This is a genomic window from Pseudomonas sp. FW215-R2 (assembly GCF_058789255.1).
The window spans coordinates 313,263-328,204 of record NZ_JBYTBO010000003.1; the positions used below are offsets into that span (position 1 = coordinate 313,263).

Below are 14,942 nucleotides of genomic sequence, written 5' to 3' on the forward strand. Positions count from 1 at the left end.
TCGGGGCTTGCTGCTGCGTTACCAGCAGATGCCTTCGGTGCGGGTGCCGGCATCGGTGGCCTTGGCCATGAAGCCGACCAGGTCGATGACCTGTTTGCCGTGCGGGGCCTGCTGGGCCAGCGCGCGGAACTTCTCGTCGCGGTTGCCGAGGATGATCACGTCGGAGTTGTCGATCACCGAGTCGAAATCCGCATTGAGCAGCGACGACACGTGGGGGATCTTCGACTCGATGTAATCCTTGTTCGCGCCGTGGACACGGGCGTACTGGACGTTGCTGTCGTAGATGCTCAAGTCGTAACCCTTGCCGATCAGCATTTCGGCCAGTTCCACCAGCGGACTTTCGCGCAGGTCATCGGTGCCGGCCTTGAAGCTCAGGCCGAGCAGGGCGACTTTGCGTTTGTCGTGGCTTTCAACGATGTCGAAGGCGTTCTGCACTTGCGATTCGTTGCTGCGCATCAGCGAGTTGAGCAGCGGCGCTTCGACGTCCAGGGAACCGGCGCGGTAGGTTAGGGCGCGCACGTCTTTCGGCAGGCACGAACCGCCGAAGGCGAAGCCCGGGCGCATGTAGTACTGGGACAGGTTGAGGGTCTTGTCCTGGCAGACCACGTCCATCACTTCGCGGCCATCGACGCCCACCGCTTTGGCGATGTTGCCGATCTCGTTGGCGAAGGTCACTTTGGTCGCGTGCCAGACGTTGCAGGTGTACTTGATCATCTCGGCGACGGCGATGTCCTTGCGGATGATCGGGGCGTCGAGTTCTTCGTAGAGCGATTGCAGAACGTCACCCGAAGCCTTGTCGAATTCGCCGATGACGGTCATCGGTGGCAGGTCGTAGTCGGCGATCGCGGTGGATTCACGCAGGAACTCAGGGTTCACGGCTACACCGAAATCAACGCCGGCCTTCTTGCCGGAGCAGTCTTCGAGGATCGGGATCACCACGTTGGCCACGGTGCCCGGCAGCACGGTGCTGCGCACGACGATGGTGTGGCGGGTGGATTTTTCACGCAGGACAAAACCGATCTCGCGGCACACGGCTTCGATGTAGTTCAGTTCCAGGTCGCCGTTCTTCTTGCTCGGCGTGCCGACGCAAATCATCGACAAATCGGTGTCACGAATCGCCTCGGCGAAGTTGGTCGTACCGCGCAGACGACCGGTCTCGATTCCTTGCGCCAGCAACTCGCCCAGGCCCGGTTCGACAATGGGGGATTTGCCCGCGTTGATCATATCGATCTTGTCTTTGGCAACATCGACGCCAACCACGTCATGGCCCCGTGCAGACAGGCAACCGGCACACACTGCGCCGACGTAACCCAAACCAAATATGCTGATGCGCATCGCAATTACCTCTGTATATATCAGGCCGTTAAAGGGCCGGAGTTAATGGTGTTCAGCGGTCTTAGTGCACTCGAAAGTGTGACTTGCAGGCGCCACAATGCCGTGTGCAGGCATACTAAGTTTCGAGTGTCTAAATAAGTGCACTCAAGATGTGCGCAACCAGGCCTTATTGTTGTGACGTGCCCTGTTATGCAGCTGATCCTCTGGCAAGAGGACTCTTGTGCAATCTCGTATTGCGCGCTCGATGTCAGGCGCAGGCCTGTGGATCGGGCGGTTGGGTGCTCAGGCGAGCACGTTTATAAGGGCGCGGCCTTGGCCTTGTAGGGGATATTGATGGTGCGTATCTCCTGTCCTTCGATAGTTGTCCAGAGTTGTTATCCATTCAGGCAAGTTGCTGTGACAACTTGGTTACATGGTTTTGATCTCTGCGTAAGTTATCTCGTACATGTTCGGCGAGAATCGTTACCGGTGGTATGAGCTATGCATTTGGACATAGTTCCAGTCCGCCCATCGCCAAATCTGAAATTTCTTGAAATATTGAGAAAGATGGCACTGCTCTCATATTGATAGCACTTTCGATTTCGCCCTTTATTGATAGGCAGATAATCGCGTTAGATGGTTTTGTGCCACTACCGGTAAAAAATTTACGTGCCACTACTGAAAAAAATGACAACTGTCGAGTGAAAGAAAAGATAGAAATCGAGGCGATGTTTTTATGGCGCCAATAAATCGGCGAAAAGAGGGGAGGTTTTTTTGACGTCGTGCGAGCTGCACGACTCTCACTATTAAGAGTCGTGCAATGAGCATGCTTTATTCCGGGGCGTGGTCGCGCAGAAACACCAGATTGTCCGGTTTCGACTGTTCGGCACTGTAGCGATAACCCTGAGCATCGAACTGTTTGAGAGCGGCCGGATCGTTGATGCGCTCCTGGATCACGAAGCGACTCATCAGGCCGCGGGCCTTCTTGGCGTAGAAGCTGATGATCTTGTACTGGCCGTTCTTCAGGTCCTTGAACTCGGTGTTGATGATCCGCGCGTTCAGGGCTGAGCGTTTGACCGCCGAGAAGTACTCGTTGGAGGCCAGGTTCAGCAGCACGTCATCGCCTTGCTCGGCCAGTGCTTCGTTCAGCCATTCGCTGATGCGCGTGCCCCAGAATGCGTACAAGTCCTTGCCCCGGGCATTGGCCAGTTTGGTGCCCATTTCCAGACGATAAGGTTGCATCAGGTCGAGCGGGCGCAGCAGGCCGTAGAGACCGGAGAGCATGCGCAGGTGCTGTTGCGCGTAATCGAAATCGGCTTCGCTGAAGGACTGGGCGTCGAGCCCGGTGTAGACGTCGCCCTTGAAGGCCAGCAGCGCCTGTTTGGCATTCTCGGGGGTGAACGCCGGTGTCCAGCTGCCGAAACGCGCGGCGTTGAGGCCGCCGATCTTGTCGGAGACGTGCATCAGTTCGCTGATCTGCGCAGGTGTCAGCTCGCGCAATTGCTGGATCAGCTCCTGGGAATGGTCGAGGTATTGCGGCTGGGTAAAGCGCTGGGTCGCCGGCGGTGTTTCGTAATCGAGAGTCTTGGCGGGGGAAATCACCATCAGCATGAAGTCGTCTCCTTTAATCGTGGGGGCGATTCTAGGGGGTTGAGGCGGATGACTCCAGCTATCAGGTCCATAGGTGATCGGCGGTTTGCGAGCCGGATCGGCTATAGTGCCGCGCGGGTTTTGTTATGGAGACACCCCTTTGCGCATTGTTCTTTTATTCACGGTGTGGCTGTTGAGCTTCGGGGCCGTTGCGGCGCCGGGCGATATTGCCACGCTCGATCGCAGCACCTGGCCGGAGAAACTCGACAACCCGACCCTGTTCGACGTCGCCTCGCGGGCAGAAATCCTGATGTTCGCCCGGGGCCTGCTGGGCAGCGAGTCGCTGGATGAGGCCGCTCTGGCCCAGCGTCTGGGGCTGCGCACGGTCAATCTGGAGGCGATCAACAGCCTGCGTGAGCGTCTGTGGCAGCGGCTGCTCGCCAATTACAACTTCGCCCAACAGAGCTGCGATCAGGACGCCTCGTTCTGCTTCCTCGTCGAAGACCTGCCGACCCTGCGCGAGCAGGCGACCAAGTTCGTGGTCAGCGACGAAAGCTATTACACCCAATGGGCCGAGCCGAGCCGGATCTTCCATCTGCAATACCTGGACGAACTGATGCGCAAGGCGGCGCTGTCGCCGCAGACCACCAGCGAAGTCGATCATTTCGGCGACTACGAGCGCAACGGCGACGAGATGCATGACCGATTGTTCCTGCTCAGTTTCGACAGCGCTGCGAACCTGCAGCCGGACAATACCGACTGGATCGCCGACTACCTGCGCAAATCCAGTCTGAGCGGCACCTTCTTTTTGCTCGGCAAGGATGTGCAGGCGCGGCTGGCGGATCGCTCGGTGAATAACCTGCAATCGGAATTCTCGAAACTCTGCGTGGGCGTGCAGGGCTGGGAGTTCCGCTCCCACAGCCACTGGCAGGACTGGCAGGACTCGGTGCGCCGCAGCAGCGATCTGGTGAAGAACAAGCTGCCGGAGAACTACGTGCCGCTGTTCCGTCCACCAGAGGGGCAGCGCCGCAGTGATGCCGGCAGTTTCTTGCGCAATCAGGGCCTGCAAGTGGCGCTGTGGGACATCGACGCCCAGGACGGTGCTGGCAAGCTCAAGGGCAATCCGAGCGCACAGCGGGTGCTGACCCTGATGCTGTTGTGGCGCCACGGGGTGATCAATTTCAACATGAAGCAGGATGCGGTGAAGACGGCGTTGCCGTGGCTGATCACGCAAACCGCGCAAAGCGGCATCGGCTGGGAAGACTGTCAGGACGCTTTTCGCTGACAAGCGGCGAGAGCCCGGAAACATTGGGCTTGGGGTGAATTTTTTGCAAAATTCGATGCAGGCGGACTTCCGACTCTAACGGGGGCGGGGCGGTCCGCCAAGGGCTTTTCGTCACTTTGCAAAATAAACTTCAAAAAAGCGTCAAAGTGCTTTTTTCTGTCACGGGTTTTGGAGTATTACGAAGTCAGACCGCCGAAACCTGCAACACAGGTGGCGTCTTCCAAGACCCATTTTGTGTGCGGTTCACCTGCTATCCCGACAAAAGCTGTGCAGGTGGATTCGGCAGTCACTTCGAGGCGCAGCACCGTCCAGGTATTGCGTCGAATGGCTCCCACAAAGGTGACCGAGTATGGATGATCACGGACGTAGCCCTTCCTCCAACCAGCCAATCCTTTATGTACTCGATACCAACGTACTGATTCACGATCCAAACGCCCTGCTGAATTTCGAAGAACACCACGTCGCGATCCCGATGACCGTGCTTGAAGAGCTGGACAAGCTCAAGAGCGGGCATCACAGCGTGGCCGCCGAATGCCGCCAGGCCATCCGGCTGATCGACAAGACGCTGGGCGATGCCTCGCCCGAAGACGTCGAGCAAGGGGTGCCGATCCAGCGCGGAAAGAGCGGGCCGAAGGGGTTGCTGTCAATTCTGATGAGCAAGCAGGCGGAGTCGAACCTGATTCTGCCCGAGCACCTGAACGACAACAAAATCATCAACCAGTTGATCGATCTGCACACCCGCGATCCGAAGAAACCGGTGGTGCTGGTCACCAAAGACATCAACATGCGCCTCAAGGCGCGCGCCTGCGGGATTGCGGCCGAGGACTACAGCACCGACCAGTTGGTCGACGACGTGTCCCTGCTGCCCAACGGCTACCACAACATGACCGGCTCCTTCTGGGACCGCGTGAGCAAGGTCGAAACCCGTCAGGACCATGGCCGCACCTGGCACCAGGTGCAATTGATCGACAACCTGCCGGCCGTGCACATCAACGAGTTCATCATCGATGAACAGGGGTTCGTCGGCTGGATCAAGGAGATTGAAGAAGACCGGCTGCTGATTCTCGATCTGCACCAGGAACCGCTGCTGCATCAGGAAGCCTGGGGCCTCAAGCCGCGTGACATCTATCAGAGCCTGGCGCTGTACGCCTTGCTCGACCCTGACATTCATCTGGTCAACCTGTCCGGCGCCGCCGGTTCCGGCAAGACCATCCTGGCGCTGGCCGCTGCGATCGAGCAGACCATGGTCAGCAAGCGTTATCGCCGCATCATCGCCACCCGCAGCGTGCAGGGCCTGGACCAGGAAATCGGCTTCCTGCCCGGCACCGAAGCGGAAAAAATGGAGCCCTGGCTGGGGGCCATCACCGACAACCTCGAAGCCTTGCACATGGATGACGAAAACACCCATGGCAGCGTCGACTACATCCTCAGCAAAGTGCCGCTGCAGTTCAAATCGCTCAACTACATTCGCGGTCGCAGCTTCCAGCAAAGCCTGATCCTGATCGACGAATGCCAGAACCTCACGCCGCACCAGATGAAAACCATCATCACCCGGGCCGGCGCCGGTTCCAAAGTGGTGTGCCTGGGCAACCTGGCACAGATCGACACCCCTTACCTGTCCGCGACCAGTTCCGGGCTGACCTACCTGACCGAACGTTTCAAAGACTTCCCCAACGGTGTGCACATCACCCTGCAAGGGGTGCCGCGTTCGATTCTGGCCGAATACGCCGAATCGCATCTGTAACCCTTACAAAGGAACCGGGCGACTGCAAAGTCGCCCGGTTTTTTATGTGCGGAAATTTGACCCGCAGGTTTACAATCGGTGCTCCTGATCAGGAGTAATCCCGTGCTGACTCATCTCGATTCCCAAGGTCGCGCCAACATGGTCGACGTCACCGAAAAAGCCGTGACGTTCCGCGAGGCGACGGCCCAAGCGCTGGTGCGCATGCTGCCCGACACTCTGCAGATGATCGTCAGCGGCGGCCATCCCAAGGGCGACGTGTTCGCCGTGGCGCGCATTGCCGGCATTCAGGCAGCGAAGAAAACCAGTGATCTGATTCCCCTGTGCCATCCGCTGATGTTGACCGGCGTCAAGGTCGAACTCAGCGCCGAAGGTGACGACGCCGTGCGCATCGTGGCTCGCTGCAAACTGTCCGGGCAGACCGGCGTCGAGATGGAAGCGCTGACCGCCGCCAGCGTCGCCGCCCTGACCATCTACGACATGTGCAAGGCCGTGGATCGCGGCATGACCATCGAAAGCGTGCGTCTGCTGGAGAAAGTCGGCGGCAAGAGCGGGCATTTCCAGGCGGAGCAGCCATGAACCTGACCGTGAAGTTTTTTGCCCGTTACCGTGAGGCGCTGGGCGTGGATTCGGTGAAGGTCGAGGGCGATTTCGCGACGGTCGACGATGTACGTGCGTTGCTCGCCAAGCGTGATGGCGCCGAGGTGCTGAGCGAGCAAAATCTGATGTGTGCGCGCAACGAAGACCTTTGCCAGCTAGACGAGCCAGTGGTCGATGGCGACGAAGTGGCGTTTTTCCCCACCGTGACCGGAGGCTGAGACATGGCGATTCGTGTGCAGTCCACGGCGTTCGATCCCGGCGCTGAAGTCAACGCGATGCACGCGGCCAATGTCGGCGTCGGGGCGGTGGTGAGTTTTGTCGGCTACGTGCGCGACTTCAACGATGGCCTCGATGTTGCCGGAATGTTTCTGGAGCACTATCCGGGCATGACCGAAAAGGCCCTGGGCAAGATTGCCGTCGAGGCCGAACAGCGCTGGCCATTGTTGAAGCTGGAAGTGCTGCACCGCATCGGCGCGCTGGAGCCGGGTGAGCCGATCGTGTTCGTCGGCGCCGCCAGTGCCCATCGTCAGGCGGCATTCGACGCCTGCGCCTTCGTCATGGATTACCTGAAAACCCGCGCGCCGTTCTGGAAGAAAGAGAACACCAGCGACGGCCCGCGTTGGGTCGAAGGTCGTGACAGCGATCATGCGGCGGCGGATCGCTGGAAGCAGTAATTCCTCTCCTCAATCAATCTCCCCTCGACTCCCGACCATCGGCTGACGCCGATGGCGTTTGTCCAATTGACGGCATGTACGTAAAAGTCCAGTATGGATTTACAAGTACAAATAAAGCTTTTCCCTGTTTCAGCTCTTTCTTCTGTCTTGCCAAACCAACAACAACCCGCGAGAGAACGAACATGAAGAAATTCCCCCTCATCACCGGTCTGGCGCTGAGCCTGTTGGCGTGCAGTAGCGTGTTTGCCGCCGAGAAAACCCTGCGTATCGGTATCGAAGCGGCGTATCCGCCCTTCGCCTCAAAGACCGACCAGGGTGAAATCGTCGGTTTCGACTACGACATCGGCAACGCTCTGTGCGCGCAGATGCAGGTCAAGTGTGTGTGGGTCGAGGGCGAGTTCGACGGTCTGATTCCTTCCCTGAAAGTGAAGAAAATCGACATGGCGCTGTCGTCCATGACCATCAACGAAGATCGCAAGAAGTCGGTGGACTTCACCCACAAGTACTATTTCACCTCGTCGCGGCTGGTGATGAAGGAAGGCGCGAACGTCGATGACCAGTACGCCAGCCTCAAGGGCAAGACGGTCGGTGTGCAGCGCGCCACCACCACCGATCGCTACGCCACCGAGGTGTTCGAGCCCAAGGGCATCAACGTCAAGCGCTATGGCAACAACGAAGAAATCTACATGGACCTGGCGGCCGGGCGTCTCGACGCGATTTTTGCCGACACCATTCCACTGACCGACTTCCTGTCGATGCCGCGCGGCAAGGGTTACGCGTTTGTCGGGCCGGAACTGAAGGATCCGAAGTACGTGGGCGAGGGCGCCGGGATTGCGGTGCGCAAGGGCAACGCTGAACTGGTCAGCCAGTTGAATACCGCCATCGACGGCATTCGTGCCAGTGGTGAGTACCAGAAGATTTCCGAGAAGTACTTCAAGTCGGACATCTACGGCGACTGATGTTGAAAAGCGTGCAGCCTTCGCAGGCTGCACGGTTTCAGCCCTTCAATTCCTTCAAATGTTTGTACACCGTCGCCCGCCCCATGTTCAGCACATTGGCCACATAGTTCGAGGCACTCTTGCCCTTGAACGCCCCCTCGGCGTGCAGCGCCAGTACCAGTTCACGTTTGTGGTCGCGGGTCAGCAGATTCAGGCTCAGTTGCCGCTCGCGCAGCCAGGCATGCAGGAAGGTGTTGATGCGCTCTTGCCAGTCATCGCGAAACAGTGAGTCCGGTTGCGGGATCAGCTTGCTCGGCGAGAGGAACAGGTCCAGCGCAGCCTTGGCGTTCTCGAACAGCGAAATATTCAGGTTGATGCACAGCACCGCCAGCGGATGCCCTTCGCTGTCCCGCAGCACAGTGCTCAGGCTGCGAATCTTCTGACCGTCCCAGTTGAGCTTTTCGTACGGGCCTATGTTCCGTTCGCTGACGTCTTCGCTGAGCATATCTTCCAGCGACGATTCATCACCGACCACCCGTTTCGACAGGTTGTTGGCGATGTAGTCGACCTTCTGTGTGCGCAGGTCATGCAACACCACTTCGGCATGTGGAAAGAACAGCGTGGCAATGGCGTCGGCGATGGCGTGGTAGTTATCCAGCGCGGCGTCATTCAGCTCGGGAGATTGTTCGGGGGCGGTCATAACTGTGGAGCTCCAGGCAACGTCAACGCCCCCGTGGTCCGGGGGCGTTGCGAGTGTGCCGCAATCCGTTGGGCGCGTCATCCGGGGGCGGTCAGGCCAGGCGGGCGGGGGAGAGCATGGCGGCGGACAGACCGAACTGCTTGAGGTGCTCGGGCAGCGACTCACCGCGCACCAGCGCCGCGCTGGCCTGGCCCATCGCCGGCGAAGTCTGGATGCCGTAACCGCCCTGGGCCGCGACCCAGAACAGTCCTGGCACCTGCGGATCGAACCCGGACAACAAATCACCGTCGGCGACGAAACTGCGCAGACCGGCCCAAGTGCGCGTCGGGCGGCGGATGGTCAGGGTCGTCGCTTCTTCGATCTGGTAGATGCCCATGGCGATATCCAGTTCTTCCGGCTGCACGTCGTGCGGTTCGACGGGGTCGGCGTTGGCCGGGGAGCCGAGGAACATGCCGGCATCAGGCTTCATGTAGAACGATTCGTCGAGGCTGACCAGCATTGGCCAGTGGTGAATGTCCACGCCTTCGGGGCCGGCGAAGATGAACGCGGCACGGCGTTTCGGTTGCAGGCCCAGCGGCCGGGCGCCGGCCAGGGCACCGATCTTGTCGGCCCAGGCGCCTGCTGCGTTGATCACGATGGGCGCGCTGAAGGTCTGGCCGTTGGTCTGCACTTGCCAGACGCCGTCGGCATCACGGCTAAGCCCGAGCACTTCGCAATCGGTCAGGACTTGCCCATTGTTGCGACGGATACCACGCAGATAACCCTGGTGCAGGGCATCGGTGTCGATGTCGCTGGCGGTCGGGTCGTAGATTGCGCCGTGGACCCTTTCCTGGCGCAGGATCGGCAGTCGCACGCAGGCTTCTTCCGCGCTGAGCAGTTGCATCTCCGGCACCGTGGCCTTGGCGCTGAGGTATTGATTGTTCAGTTCGGCGGCGTCGCCGGTGAAATCCACAGTCATTTCGCCACGCGGAGTCAGTAGCGGGTGTTCACAGAAGCCGCTGGGCGGGTGATCGAAAAACGCTCGGCTGGCCTGGGTCAGCGCCCGAACCTGCGGGGTTCCATAAGCGGCGGTGAACAGCGCGGCCGAACGTCCCGTTGAGTGATAGGCAGGGTGCGACTCGCGCTCCAGCACCACGACCTTGCCATGTTGCGACAGCCAGAAACCGGTGGAAGCGCCGGCAATCCCGCCGCCGATGATGATGAAATCTGCATGACTCATGAAAATCTCCGGTGTCAGCGCTGCAATTGATAGACGGCGTTGGCCAGGGCGATGTCTTCCAGGCCCAGACCGATGGAGCGGAAGAACACGTGACGGTCGTAACCCGGACGCTGCACTTTCTCGCTGAGCAGATCCGCGAGGTCACCGATGATCGCGCTGTTGTCCCAGCCATGCTGTTCGGTGGCGATCAGCATCTCGCCGGCCGAACCCGGTGTGGTCAGACGATAGTCGCAGAACACCTGCATGTCGTTGAGGCTCTGCGGCGGCACTTCGTGGGCGCGCGGTGCGTTGGTGCTGATCGAGGTGATCAGCGCCGGTTTGTTCAAGGTTGCCGGGTCGATCACAGGTCCTGCGGACGAGGTGCAGAGCATGATCACGTCTGCGTCGGCAATGGCGGCTTCGCGGCTGTCAGCGATGCTCACGCGCGGATCGAGGGTTTGCAGCAGGCGGGCGGTTGCCGGGTCTTCATTCAACGTGGGCGAATACACGCGGATGCTCTGCCATTCGCGCAACGTCTTGACGTAATGCAGGTGCGTCTGGGCGACCTTGCCGCTGCCGATGATCGCCAGGCGCGAGGCTTTCAAAGGGGCGAGGGCGTCGACGGCGACAGCTGTGGTTGCCGCCGTGCGTGCGGTGGTCAGTTCGCCGGCATCGCAGAGCAACAGCGGCTGGCCGGTCTGCATCGACATCAGCAGCGTCCACGCCGTCACCAGCGGGCCCTGTTCGCGAACGATGTACGGCGAGGTCTTGACCCCGTACACGCCGTCTTCGGCCAGCACGCCCAGATAGTTGATGAAGTCCCCGGCGCCCTGGGGGAATTCCACCAGTTGCTGCGCCGGTTGCACCGCGTGCCCGGCCGCCAGATCGCGGAACAGCTTGCGCAGGATCTGCGGCACATCGATCCGGGCCAGAAGCTCACGGGCCTGGGTTTGGTCGATCACGTAAGGCGTACTGGACATGTCGGACTCCGGAGACTGTATCTAAACTAATTTGTCCATTATGGACTTTTAGTTTTATTGAACAATATCCGGGCGAAAAAAAAGCGCAGTCCGTTGCCGGCTGCGCTTCTCTTTATGGCGTCGCTTACTGTGGGCGCTTGCGCTCAACCGCCCGCAACAGATGGGTCGGTGGTGTTTCACAGCTGATCTTGCGACCGAGTTTTTCTTCGATGGACGGCAACTGATAGGAGTCGTCTTCACCGGCAAAGCTGATCGACACGCCATCGGCGCCGGCCCGACCGGTACGGCCGATGCGGTGCACGTAGTCGTCCGGGACTTCCGGCAGGGTGAAGTTGATCACGTGGCTGATGCCGTCGATGTGAATGCCGCGACCGGCCACGTCGGTGGCGACCAGTACGCGGATCTTGCCTTCGCGGAAGCCTTCCAGCGTCTTGATCCGCTTGTGCTGCGGCACGTCGCCGGACAGTTGCGCGGCGTTGATGCCGTCGCGTACCAGGCGTTCCTCGATGCGCCGCACTTCATCCTTGCGGTTGGCGAACACGATGACCCGCTCCCAGCCGTTGTCGTTGACCAGGTTGAAGAGCAGTTTGTATTTGTCGGCACCGGCCACCGCGTAGATGTGCTGTTCGACGTTCTCGTTGGCCACGTTGGTGACTTCGATTTCGACGATGGCAGGGTCGGTGGTCCACTGCTTGGCGAGGTTCATCACGTCTTCGGTGAAGGTCGCGGAGAACAGCAGGGTCTGGCGTTCGCTTTTCGGCGGGGTCTGGCGAATGATCTGACGCACTTGCGGGATGAAGCCCATGTCGAGCATGCGGTCGGCTTCGTCCAGCACCATCACTTCGACCATGTCCAGGTGCACGTCGCCACGCTGGTTGAAGTCGAGCAGACGGCCCGGGGTGGCGACGAGGATGTCACAGTGGCGGGCTTCGAGGTGCTTGAGCTGCTTGTCGAAGTCCATGCCGCCGACGAACGTCATGACGTTGAGGCCGGTGTACTTGGTCAGGTCGGCGGCGTCTTTGGCGATCTGCACTACCAGTTCACGGGTCGGCGCGATGATCAGCGCCCGTGGCTCGCCCATGTAGCGCTCTTTCGGCGGCGGGGTCTGCAACAGCTGGGTGATGATCGAGATCAGGAACGCGGCCGTCTTGCCGGTACCTGTCTGGGCGCGGCCGATGGCGTCTTTGCCGGCGAGGGTGAAACCCAGCACCTGCGCCTGGATCGGCGTGCAATACGGGAAACCCAGGTCCTGGATGGCGTGCATCAGTTCCGGGGCGAGTTTGAAATCGTGGAAACGGGTCTTGCCTTCCTGTGGCTCGACGACGAAGTCTTCGAGTTTCCAGGGAATGACCGGGGCCTTGGGCTTCGGTTCGCGGCGTGGTTTGGCCGGTTTGGGTGTTTCGCTGCGGGCGCTTTCTGGAGCGGGAGCGGAAACAGCAGCGGGTGCCGGTTCGCGTTTCGGTGTGGCTACGGGAGCCTGGCGGTCCGCCGGTTTGGCATCGCTGCGATGACCGGGGGCGTGCGACGGCGCACTGGGAGCTGGCGCGAGCTGCTCAGCCTCGCTTTTTCCGAACATCTTCTTGAGTGCTTTGAGCACGGTCATCTCATCAATTGGTTAAGGAATGTACGCCGGCCAGTGTAATGCAAGAAACGGGCGCGGCGTAGTGGGATGATCAAAGGGGCCCGACCACTGGAAAATCGAGCCCCGGACGATCAGCGCAGGCGTTTGCTCAGCCACACGCCGATGTCGCGAATTTCTTCGGGTAACACTTCGTGCTCCATTGGGTATTCCTGCCATGTCACGGTGACACCATGGGCCTTGAGATACTCATACGCCGTGCGGCCCATCGAGTTTTGCACCACGTTGTCGAACTGGCCGTGCAGCGCCAGCACCGGAATCCGTTGCTGGCTGGCGGACAGCTCCAGTTCGTCGCTGAACGTCGGCGCGTAGGTCGACAACGCCAACACGCCGCCCAACGGCCCCTGCCATTTCAGAAACGCGGTGTGATAGACCACGGCGCCGCCCTGGGAAAATCCGGCAAGGAAAATCCGCGAAGCGTCTATTCCGCTGGCGCGCTGTTGTTCGATCAATTCGATGACGTGATCGGCGGACGCTTCCAGCTCATCGCGGTCGATGGCACGAGCTGGGCTCATCGCCTTGATGTCGTACCAGCTCGGCATGGCATAACCGCCATTTATTGTCACCGGGCGGGTCGGTGCCTGGGGCAAAACGAAGCGCGTGCTCAGCAGGCTTTCCTGCAAGGCCTCGGCCACCGGCAGAAAGTCATAGCGGTCGGCGCCGAGGCCGTGCAGCCAGATCACGCAGGCGTCGGCTGCCTTAACAGGCTGAAGAATCAAGGGCTCGGTCATGGCTGCTCCAAAAATGTGCGGGCGCTCTCATTAAGTGCGTGATGGGGGTGCGCGCCCGGTTGATCCGTTAAGAAGATGTCGCAAGGCTACAAGTTTTGCTATTGACCTGTCGCTCAATCGCTTCAGCGAGCGGTGTGGTACGGGCTTTGCTATGAGGTAGTCGTGCAATCGATCTCGCGCCTGGCGGTAACACTATCAGTGAACGCCCGGCGACGGGATAGCAAAGAATCCGGTGATGGATGTTCGCCAATGGCCGCAATGGGCTTCGCGAACGTGAAAGGGCTACAGCCCGTTCGGCCGACTGGTGAGAAGTGAGTTGTCCATGATGTGGATTTTCTCCTACTAGACTCATAGCGAAGGTCCTGCGTCGGTTGACCCCATAAAAAGCCAACACGGGTCAACAACGCCTCAAAAGGGTGCGACTGGACTCAAGCTCCGACACAACAAGAGCAAAACTGGAGGTTTGAATGAAGATGTTGAAATCCACTCTGGCGGTCGTGACTGCTGCAGCAGTCCTCGGCGTCAGCGGGTTCGCTCAGGCGGGTGCAACCCTGGATGCGGTACAGAAGAAAGGTTTCGTGCAGTGTGGCGTCAGCGACGGTCTGCCGGGCTTCTCCGTACCGGATTCGACCGGCAAGATCCTCGGCATCGACGCCGACGTCTGCCGTGCCGTGGCCGCTGCCGTGTTCGGCGATGCGACCAAGGTCAAGTTCAGTCAGTTGAACGCCAAGGAGCGTTTCACTGCTCTGCAGTCCGGCGAGATCGACATCCTGTCGCGCAACACCACCATGACCAGCTCCCGTGACGCGGGCATGGGCCTGAAATTCCCTGGCTTCATCACTTACTACGACGGCGTGGGCTTCCTGGCCAACAACAAGCTGGGCGTGAAAAGTGCCAAGGAACTCGACGGCGCGACCATCTGCATTCAAGCCGGTACCACCACCGAGCTGAACGTCTCCGACTACTTCCGCGCCAACGGCCTGAAGTACACCCCGATCACTTTCGACACCTCCGATGAAAGCGCCAAGTCGCTGGAATCCGGTCGTTGCGACGTGCTGACCTCCGACAAGTCCCAACTGTTCGCCCAGCGCAGCAAGCTGGCCTCGCCGAAGGACTACGTGGTTCTGCCGGAAACCATTTCCAAGGAACCTCTGGGCCCGGTCGTGCGTAACGGCGACGACGAGTGGCTGGCGATCGTTCGTTGGGTTGGCTACGCGCTGCTCAACGCTGAAGAAGCCGGCATCACTTCGAAAAACGTACTCGAAGAAGCCAAGTCCACCAAGAACCCGGACGTTGCCCGTCTGCTGGGTGGCGACGGCGAGTACGGCAAGGATCTGAAACTGCCGAAGGACTGGGTCGTGAAAATCGTTTCCCAGGTGGGTAACTACGGCGAAATCTTCGAGAAAAACCTCGGCAAGAGCACTCCGCTGGAAATCGACCGTGGCCTGAACGCGCTGTGGAACAACGGCGGCATTCAGTACGCACCACCAGTGCGCTAATGGTTCTATCACCCGGCGGGCCAACCGCCGGGTGATGTTCTGTTCCATTTCTT

Annotated in this window: 14 protein-coding genes; 7 read left to right on the top strand and 7 right to left on the bottom strand. The window is 59.8% G+C overall.

Annotated elements, in window-relative coordinates; all coding sequences use genetic code 11:
- Window positions 1-18: 18 nt before the first annotated feature.
- Together AC3WRD_RS06335 and yaaA are read right to left on the bottom strand one after the other, a co-directional pair.
- Window positions 19-1,335, bottom strand: a complete 1,317-nt coding sequence (locus tag AC3WRD_RS06335; protein ID WP_096819160.1) for a nucleotide sugar dehydrogenase — start codon at window positions 1,333-1,335, stop codon at window positions 19-21.
- An 810-nt stretch (window positions 1,336-2,145) separates the two neighbouring features.
- On the bottom strand, window positions 2,146-2,925 hold the full coding sequence (gene yaaA, locus AC3WRD_RS06340) for a peroxide stress protein YaaA (RefSeq protein WP_102619503.1): 780 nt from the start codon (window positions 2,923-2,925) through the stop codon (window positions 2,146-2,148).
- A gap of 139 nt (window positions 2,926-3,064) precedes the next feature.
- Here yaaA and AC3WRD_RS06345 point away from each other — a divergent pair, with 139 nt between their 5' ends.
- The 6 genes from AC3WRD_RS06345 (at window position 3,065) to AC3WRD_RS06370 (ending at window position 8,163) form a co-directional block, all read left to right on the top strand.
- Window positions 3,065-4,189, top strand: coding sequence for a polysaccharide deacetylase family protein (locus tag AC3WRD_RS06345; protein WP_102619504.1), 1,125 nt, complete (start codon window positions 3,065-3,067; stop codon window positions 4,187-4,189).
- A gap of 349 nt (window positions 4,190-4,538) precedes the next feature.
- Entirely contained in the window at window positions 4,539-5,933 is a 1,395-nt protein-coding gene (locus AC3WRD_RS06350; protein ID WP_096819166.1) for a PhoH family protein, read from the top strand.
- A 102-nt stretch (window positions 5,934-6,035) separates the two neighbouring features.
- The gene (gene moaC / locus AC3WRD_RS06355) at window positions 6,036-6,509 is read left to right on the top strand and encodes a cyclic pyranopterin monophosphate synthase MoaC (RefSeq protein ID WP_007957321.1); all 474 of its coding nucleotides are present in this window, start codon (window positions 6,036-6,038) and stop codon (window positions 6,507-6,509) included.
- A complete protein-coding gene (gene moaD / locus AC3WRD_RS06360; RefSeq protein ID WP_096819168.1) occupies window positions 6,506-6,748 on the top strand; it encodes a molybdopterin converting factor subunit 1 in 243 nt (80 codons plus the stop codon). The genes moaC and moaD overlap by 4 nt, the downstream gene beginning before the upstream one ends.
- 3 nt (window positions 6,749-6,751) lie before the next feature.
- The gene (gene moaE / locus AC3WRD_RS06365; RefSeq protein WP_085711692.1) at window positions 6,752-7,204 is read left to right on the top strand and encodes a molybdopterin synthase catalytic subunit MoaE; all 453 of its coding nucleotides are present in this window, start codon (window positions 6,752-6,754) and stop codon (window positions 7,202-7,204) included.
- Window positions 7,205-7,386: 182 nt separating this feature from the next.
- A complete protein-coding gene (locus AC3WRD_RS06370; protein WP_102619505.1) occupies window positions 7,387-8,163 on the top strand; it encodes an ABC transporter substrate-binding protein in 777 nt (258 codons plus the stop codon).
- 37 nt (window positions 8,164-8,200) lie between these two features.
- Here the strand turns inward: AC3WRD_RS06370 and AC3WRD_RS06375 are convergent, their stop codons facing one another.
- The 5 genes from AC3WRD_RS06375 to AC3WRD_RS06395 all read right to left on the bottom strand — a co-directional run bounded on the left by AC3WRD_RS06375 (window position 8,201) and on the right by AC3WRD_RS06395 (window position 13,390).
- A complete protein-coding gene (locus tag AC3WRD_RS06375) occupies window positions 8,201-8,842 on the bottom strand; it encodes a helix-turn-helix transcriptional regulator (RefSeq protein WP_102619506.1) in 642 nt (213 codons plus the stop codon).
- Between the two features lie 91 nt (window positions 8,843-8,933).
- Window positions 8,934-10,061, bottom strand: coding sequence for an NAD(P)/FAD-dependent oxidoreductase (locus tag AC3WRD_RS06380; RefSeq protein ID WP_102619507.1), 1,128 nt, complete (start codon window positions 10,059-10,061; stop codon window positions 8,934-8,936).
- 14 nt (window positions 10,062-10,075) lie between these two features.
- Window positions 10,076-11,020 carry an ornithine cyclodeaminase family protein gene (locus AC3WRD_RS06385; protein WP_102619508.1) on the bottom strand — a complete coding sequence of 315 codons (945 nt, stop codon included), beginning with the start codon at window positions 11,018-11,020 and terminating at the stop codon, window positions 10,076-10,078.
- 124 nt (window positions 11,021-11,144) lie between these two features.
- A complete protein-coding gene (rhlB, locus tag AC3WRD_RS06390; RefSeq protein ID WP_096819178.1) occupies window positions 11,145-12,623 on the bottom strand; it encodes an ATP-dependent RNA helicase RhlB in 1,479 nt (492 codons plus the stop codon).
- Window positions 12,624-12,733: 110 nt separating this feature from the next.
- Entirely contained in the window at window positions 12,734-13,390 is a 657-nt protein-coding gene (locus AC3WRD_RS06395) for an alpha/beta hydrolase (RefSeq protein ID WP_102619509.1), read from the bottom strand.
- A 467-nt stretch (window positions 13,391-13,857) separates the two neighbouring features.
- On the opposite strand from AC3WRD_RS06395, the gene AC3WRD_RS06400 reads away from it, so the two are divergent.
- The gene (locus tag AC3WRD_RS06400) at window positions 13,858-14,889 is read left to right on the top strand and encodes an amino acid ABC transporter substrate-binding protein (protein WP_096819182.1); all 1,032 of its coding nucleotides are present in this window, start codon (window positions 13,858-13,860) and stop codon (window positions 14,887-14,889) included.
- Window positions 14,890-14,942 lie beyond the last annotated feature (53 nt).

What these genes read in the sequence shown, in the direction of transcription:
- AC3WRD_RS06335 (WP_096819160.1), bottom strand. Translation starts at nt 1,335, where the DNA reads ATGCGCATCAGCATATTTGGTTTGGGTTACGTCGGCGCAGTGTGTGCC.
- yaaA (WP_102619503.1), bottom strand. Translation starts at nt 2,925, where the DNA reads ATGCTGATGGTGATTTCCCCCGCCAAGACTCTCGATTACGAAACACCG.
- AC3WRD_RS06350 (WP_096819166.1), top strand. Translation starts at nt 4,539, where the DNA reads ATGGATGATCACGGACGTAGCCCTTCCTCCAACCAGCCAATCCTTTAT.
- moaD (WP_096819168.1), top strand. Translation starts at nt 6,506, where the DNA reads ATGAACCTGACCGTGAAGTTTTTTGCCCGTTACCGTGAGGCGCTGGGC.
- moaE (WP_085711692.1), top strand. Translation starts at nt 6,752, where the DNA reads ATGGCGATTCGTGTGCAGTCCACGGCGTTCGATCCCGGCGCTGAAGTC.
- AC3WRD_RS06370 (WP_102619505.1), top strand. Translation starts at nt 7,387, where the DNA reads ATGAAGAAATTCCCCCTCATCACCGGTCTGGCGCTGAGCCTGTTGGCG.
- AC3WRD_RS06375 (WP_102619506.1), bottom strand. Translation starts at nt 8,842, where the DNA reads ATGACCGCCCCCGAACAATCTCCCGAGCTGAATGACGCCGCGCTGGAT.
- AC3WRD_RS06380 (WP_102619507.1), bottom strand. Translation starts at nt 10,061, where the DNA reads ATGAGTCATGCAGATTTCATCATCATCGGCGGCGGGATTGCCGGCGCT.
- AC3WRD_RS06385 (WP_102619508.1), bottom strand. Translation starts at nt 11,020, where the DNA reads ATGTCCAGTACGCCTTACGTGATCGACCAAACCCAGGCCCGTGAGCTT.
- rhlB (WP_096819178.1), bottom strand. Translation starts at nt 12,623, where the DNA reads ATGACCGTGCTCAAAGCACTCAAGAAGATGTTCGGAAAAAGCGAGGCT.
- AC3WRD_RS06395 (WP_102619509.1), bottom strand. Translation starts at nt 13,390, where the DNA reads ATGACCGAGCCCTTGATTCTTCAGCCTGTTAAGGCAGCCGACGCCTGC.
- AC3WRD_RS06400 (WP_096819182.1), top strand. Translation starts at nt 13,858, where the DNA reads ATGAAGATGTTGAAATCCACTCTGGCGGTCGTGACTGCTGCAGCAGTC.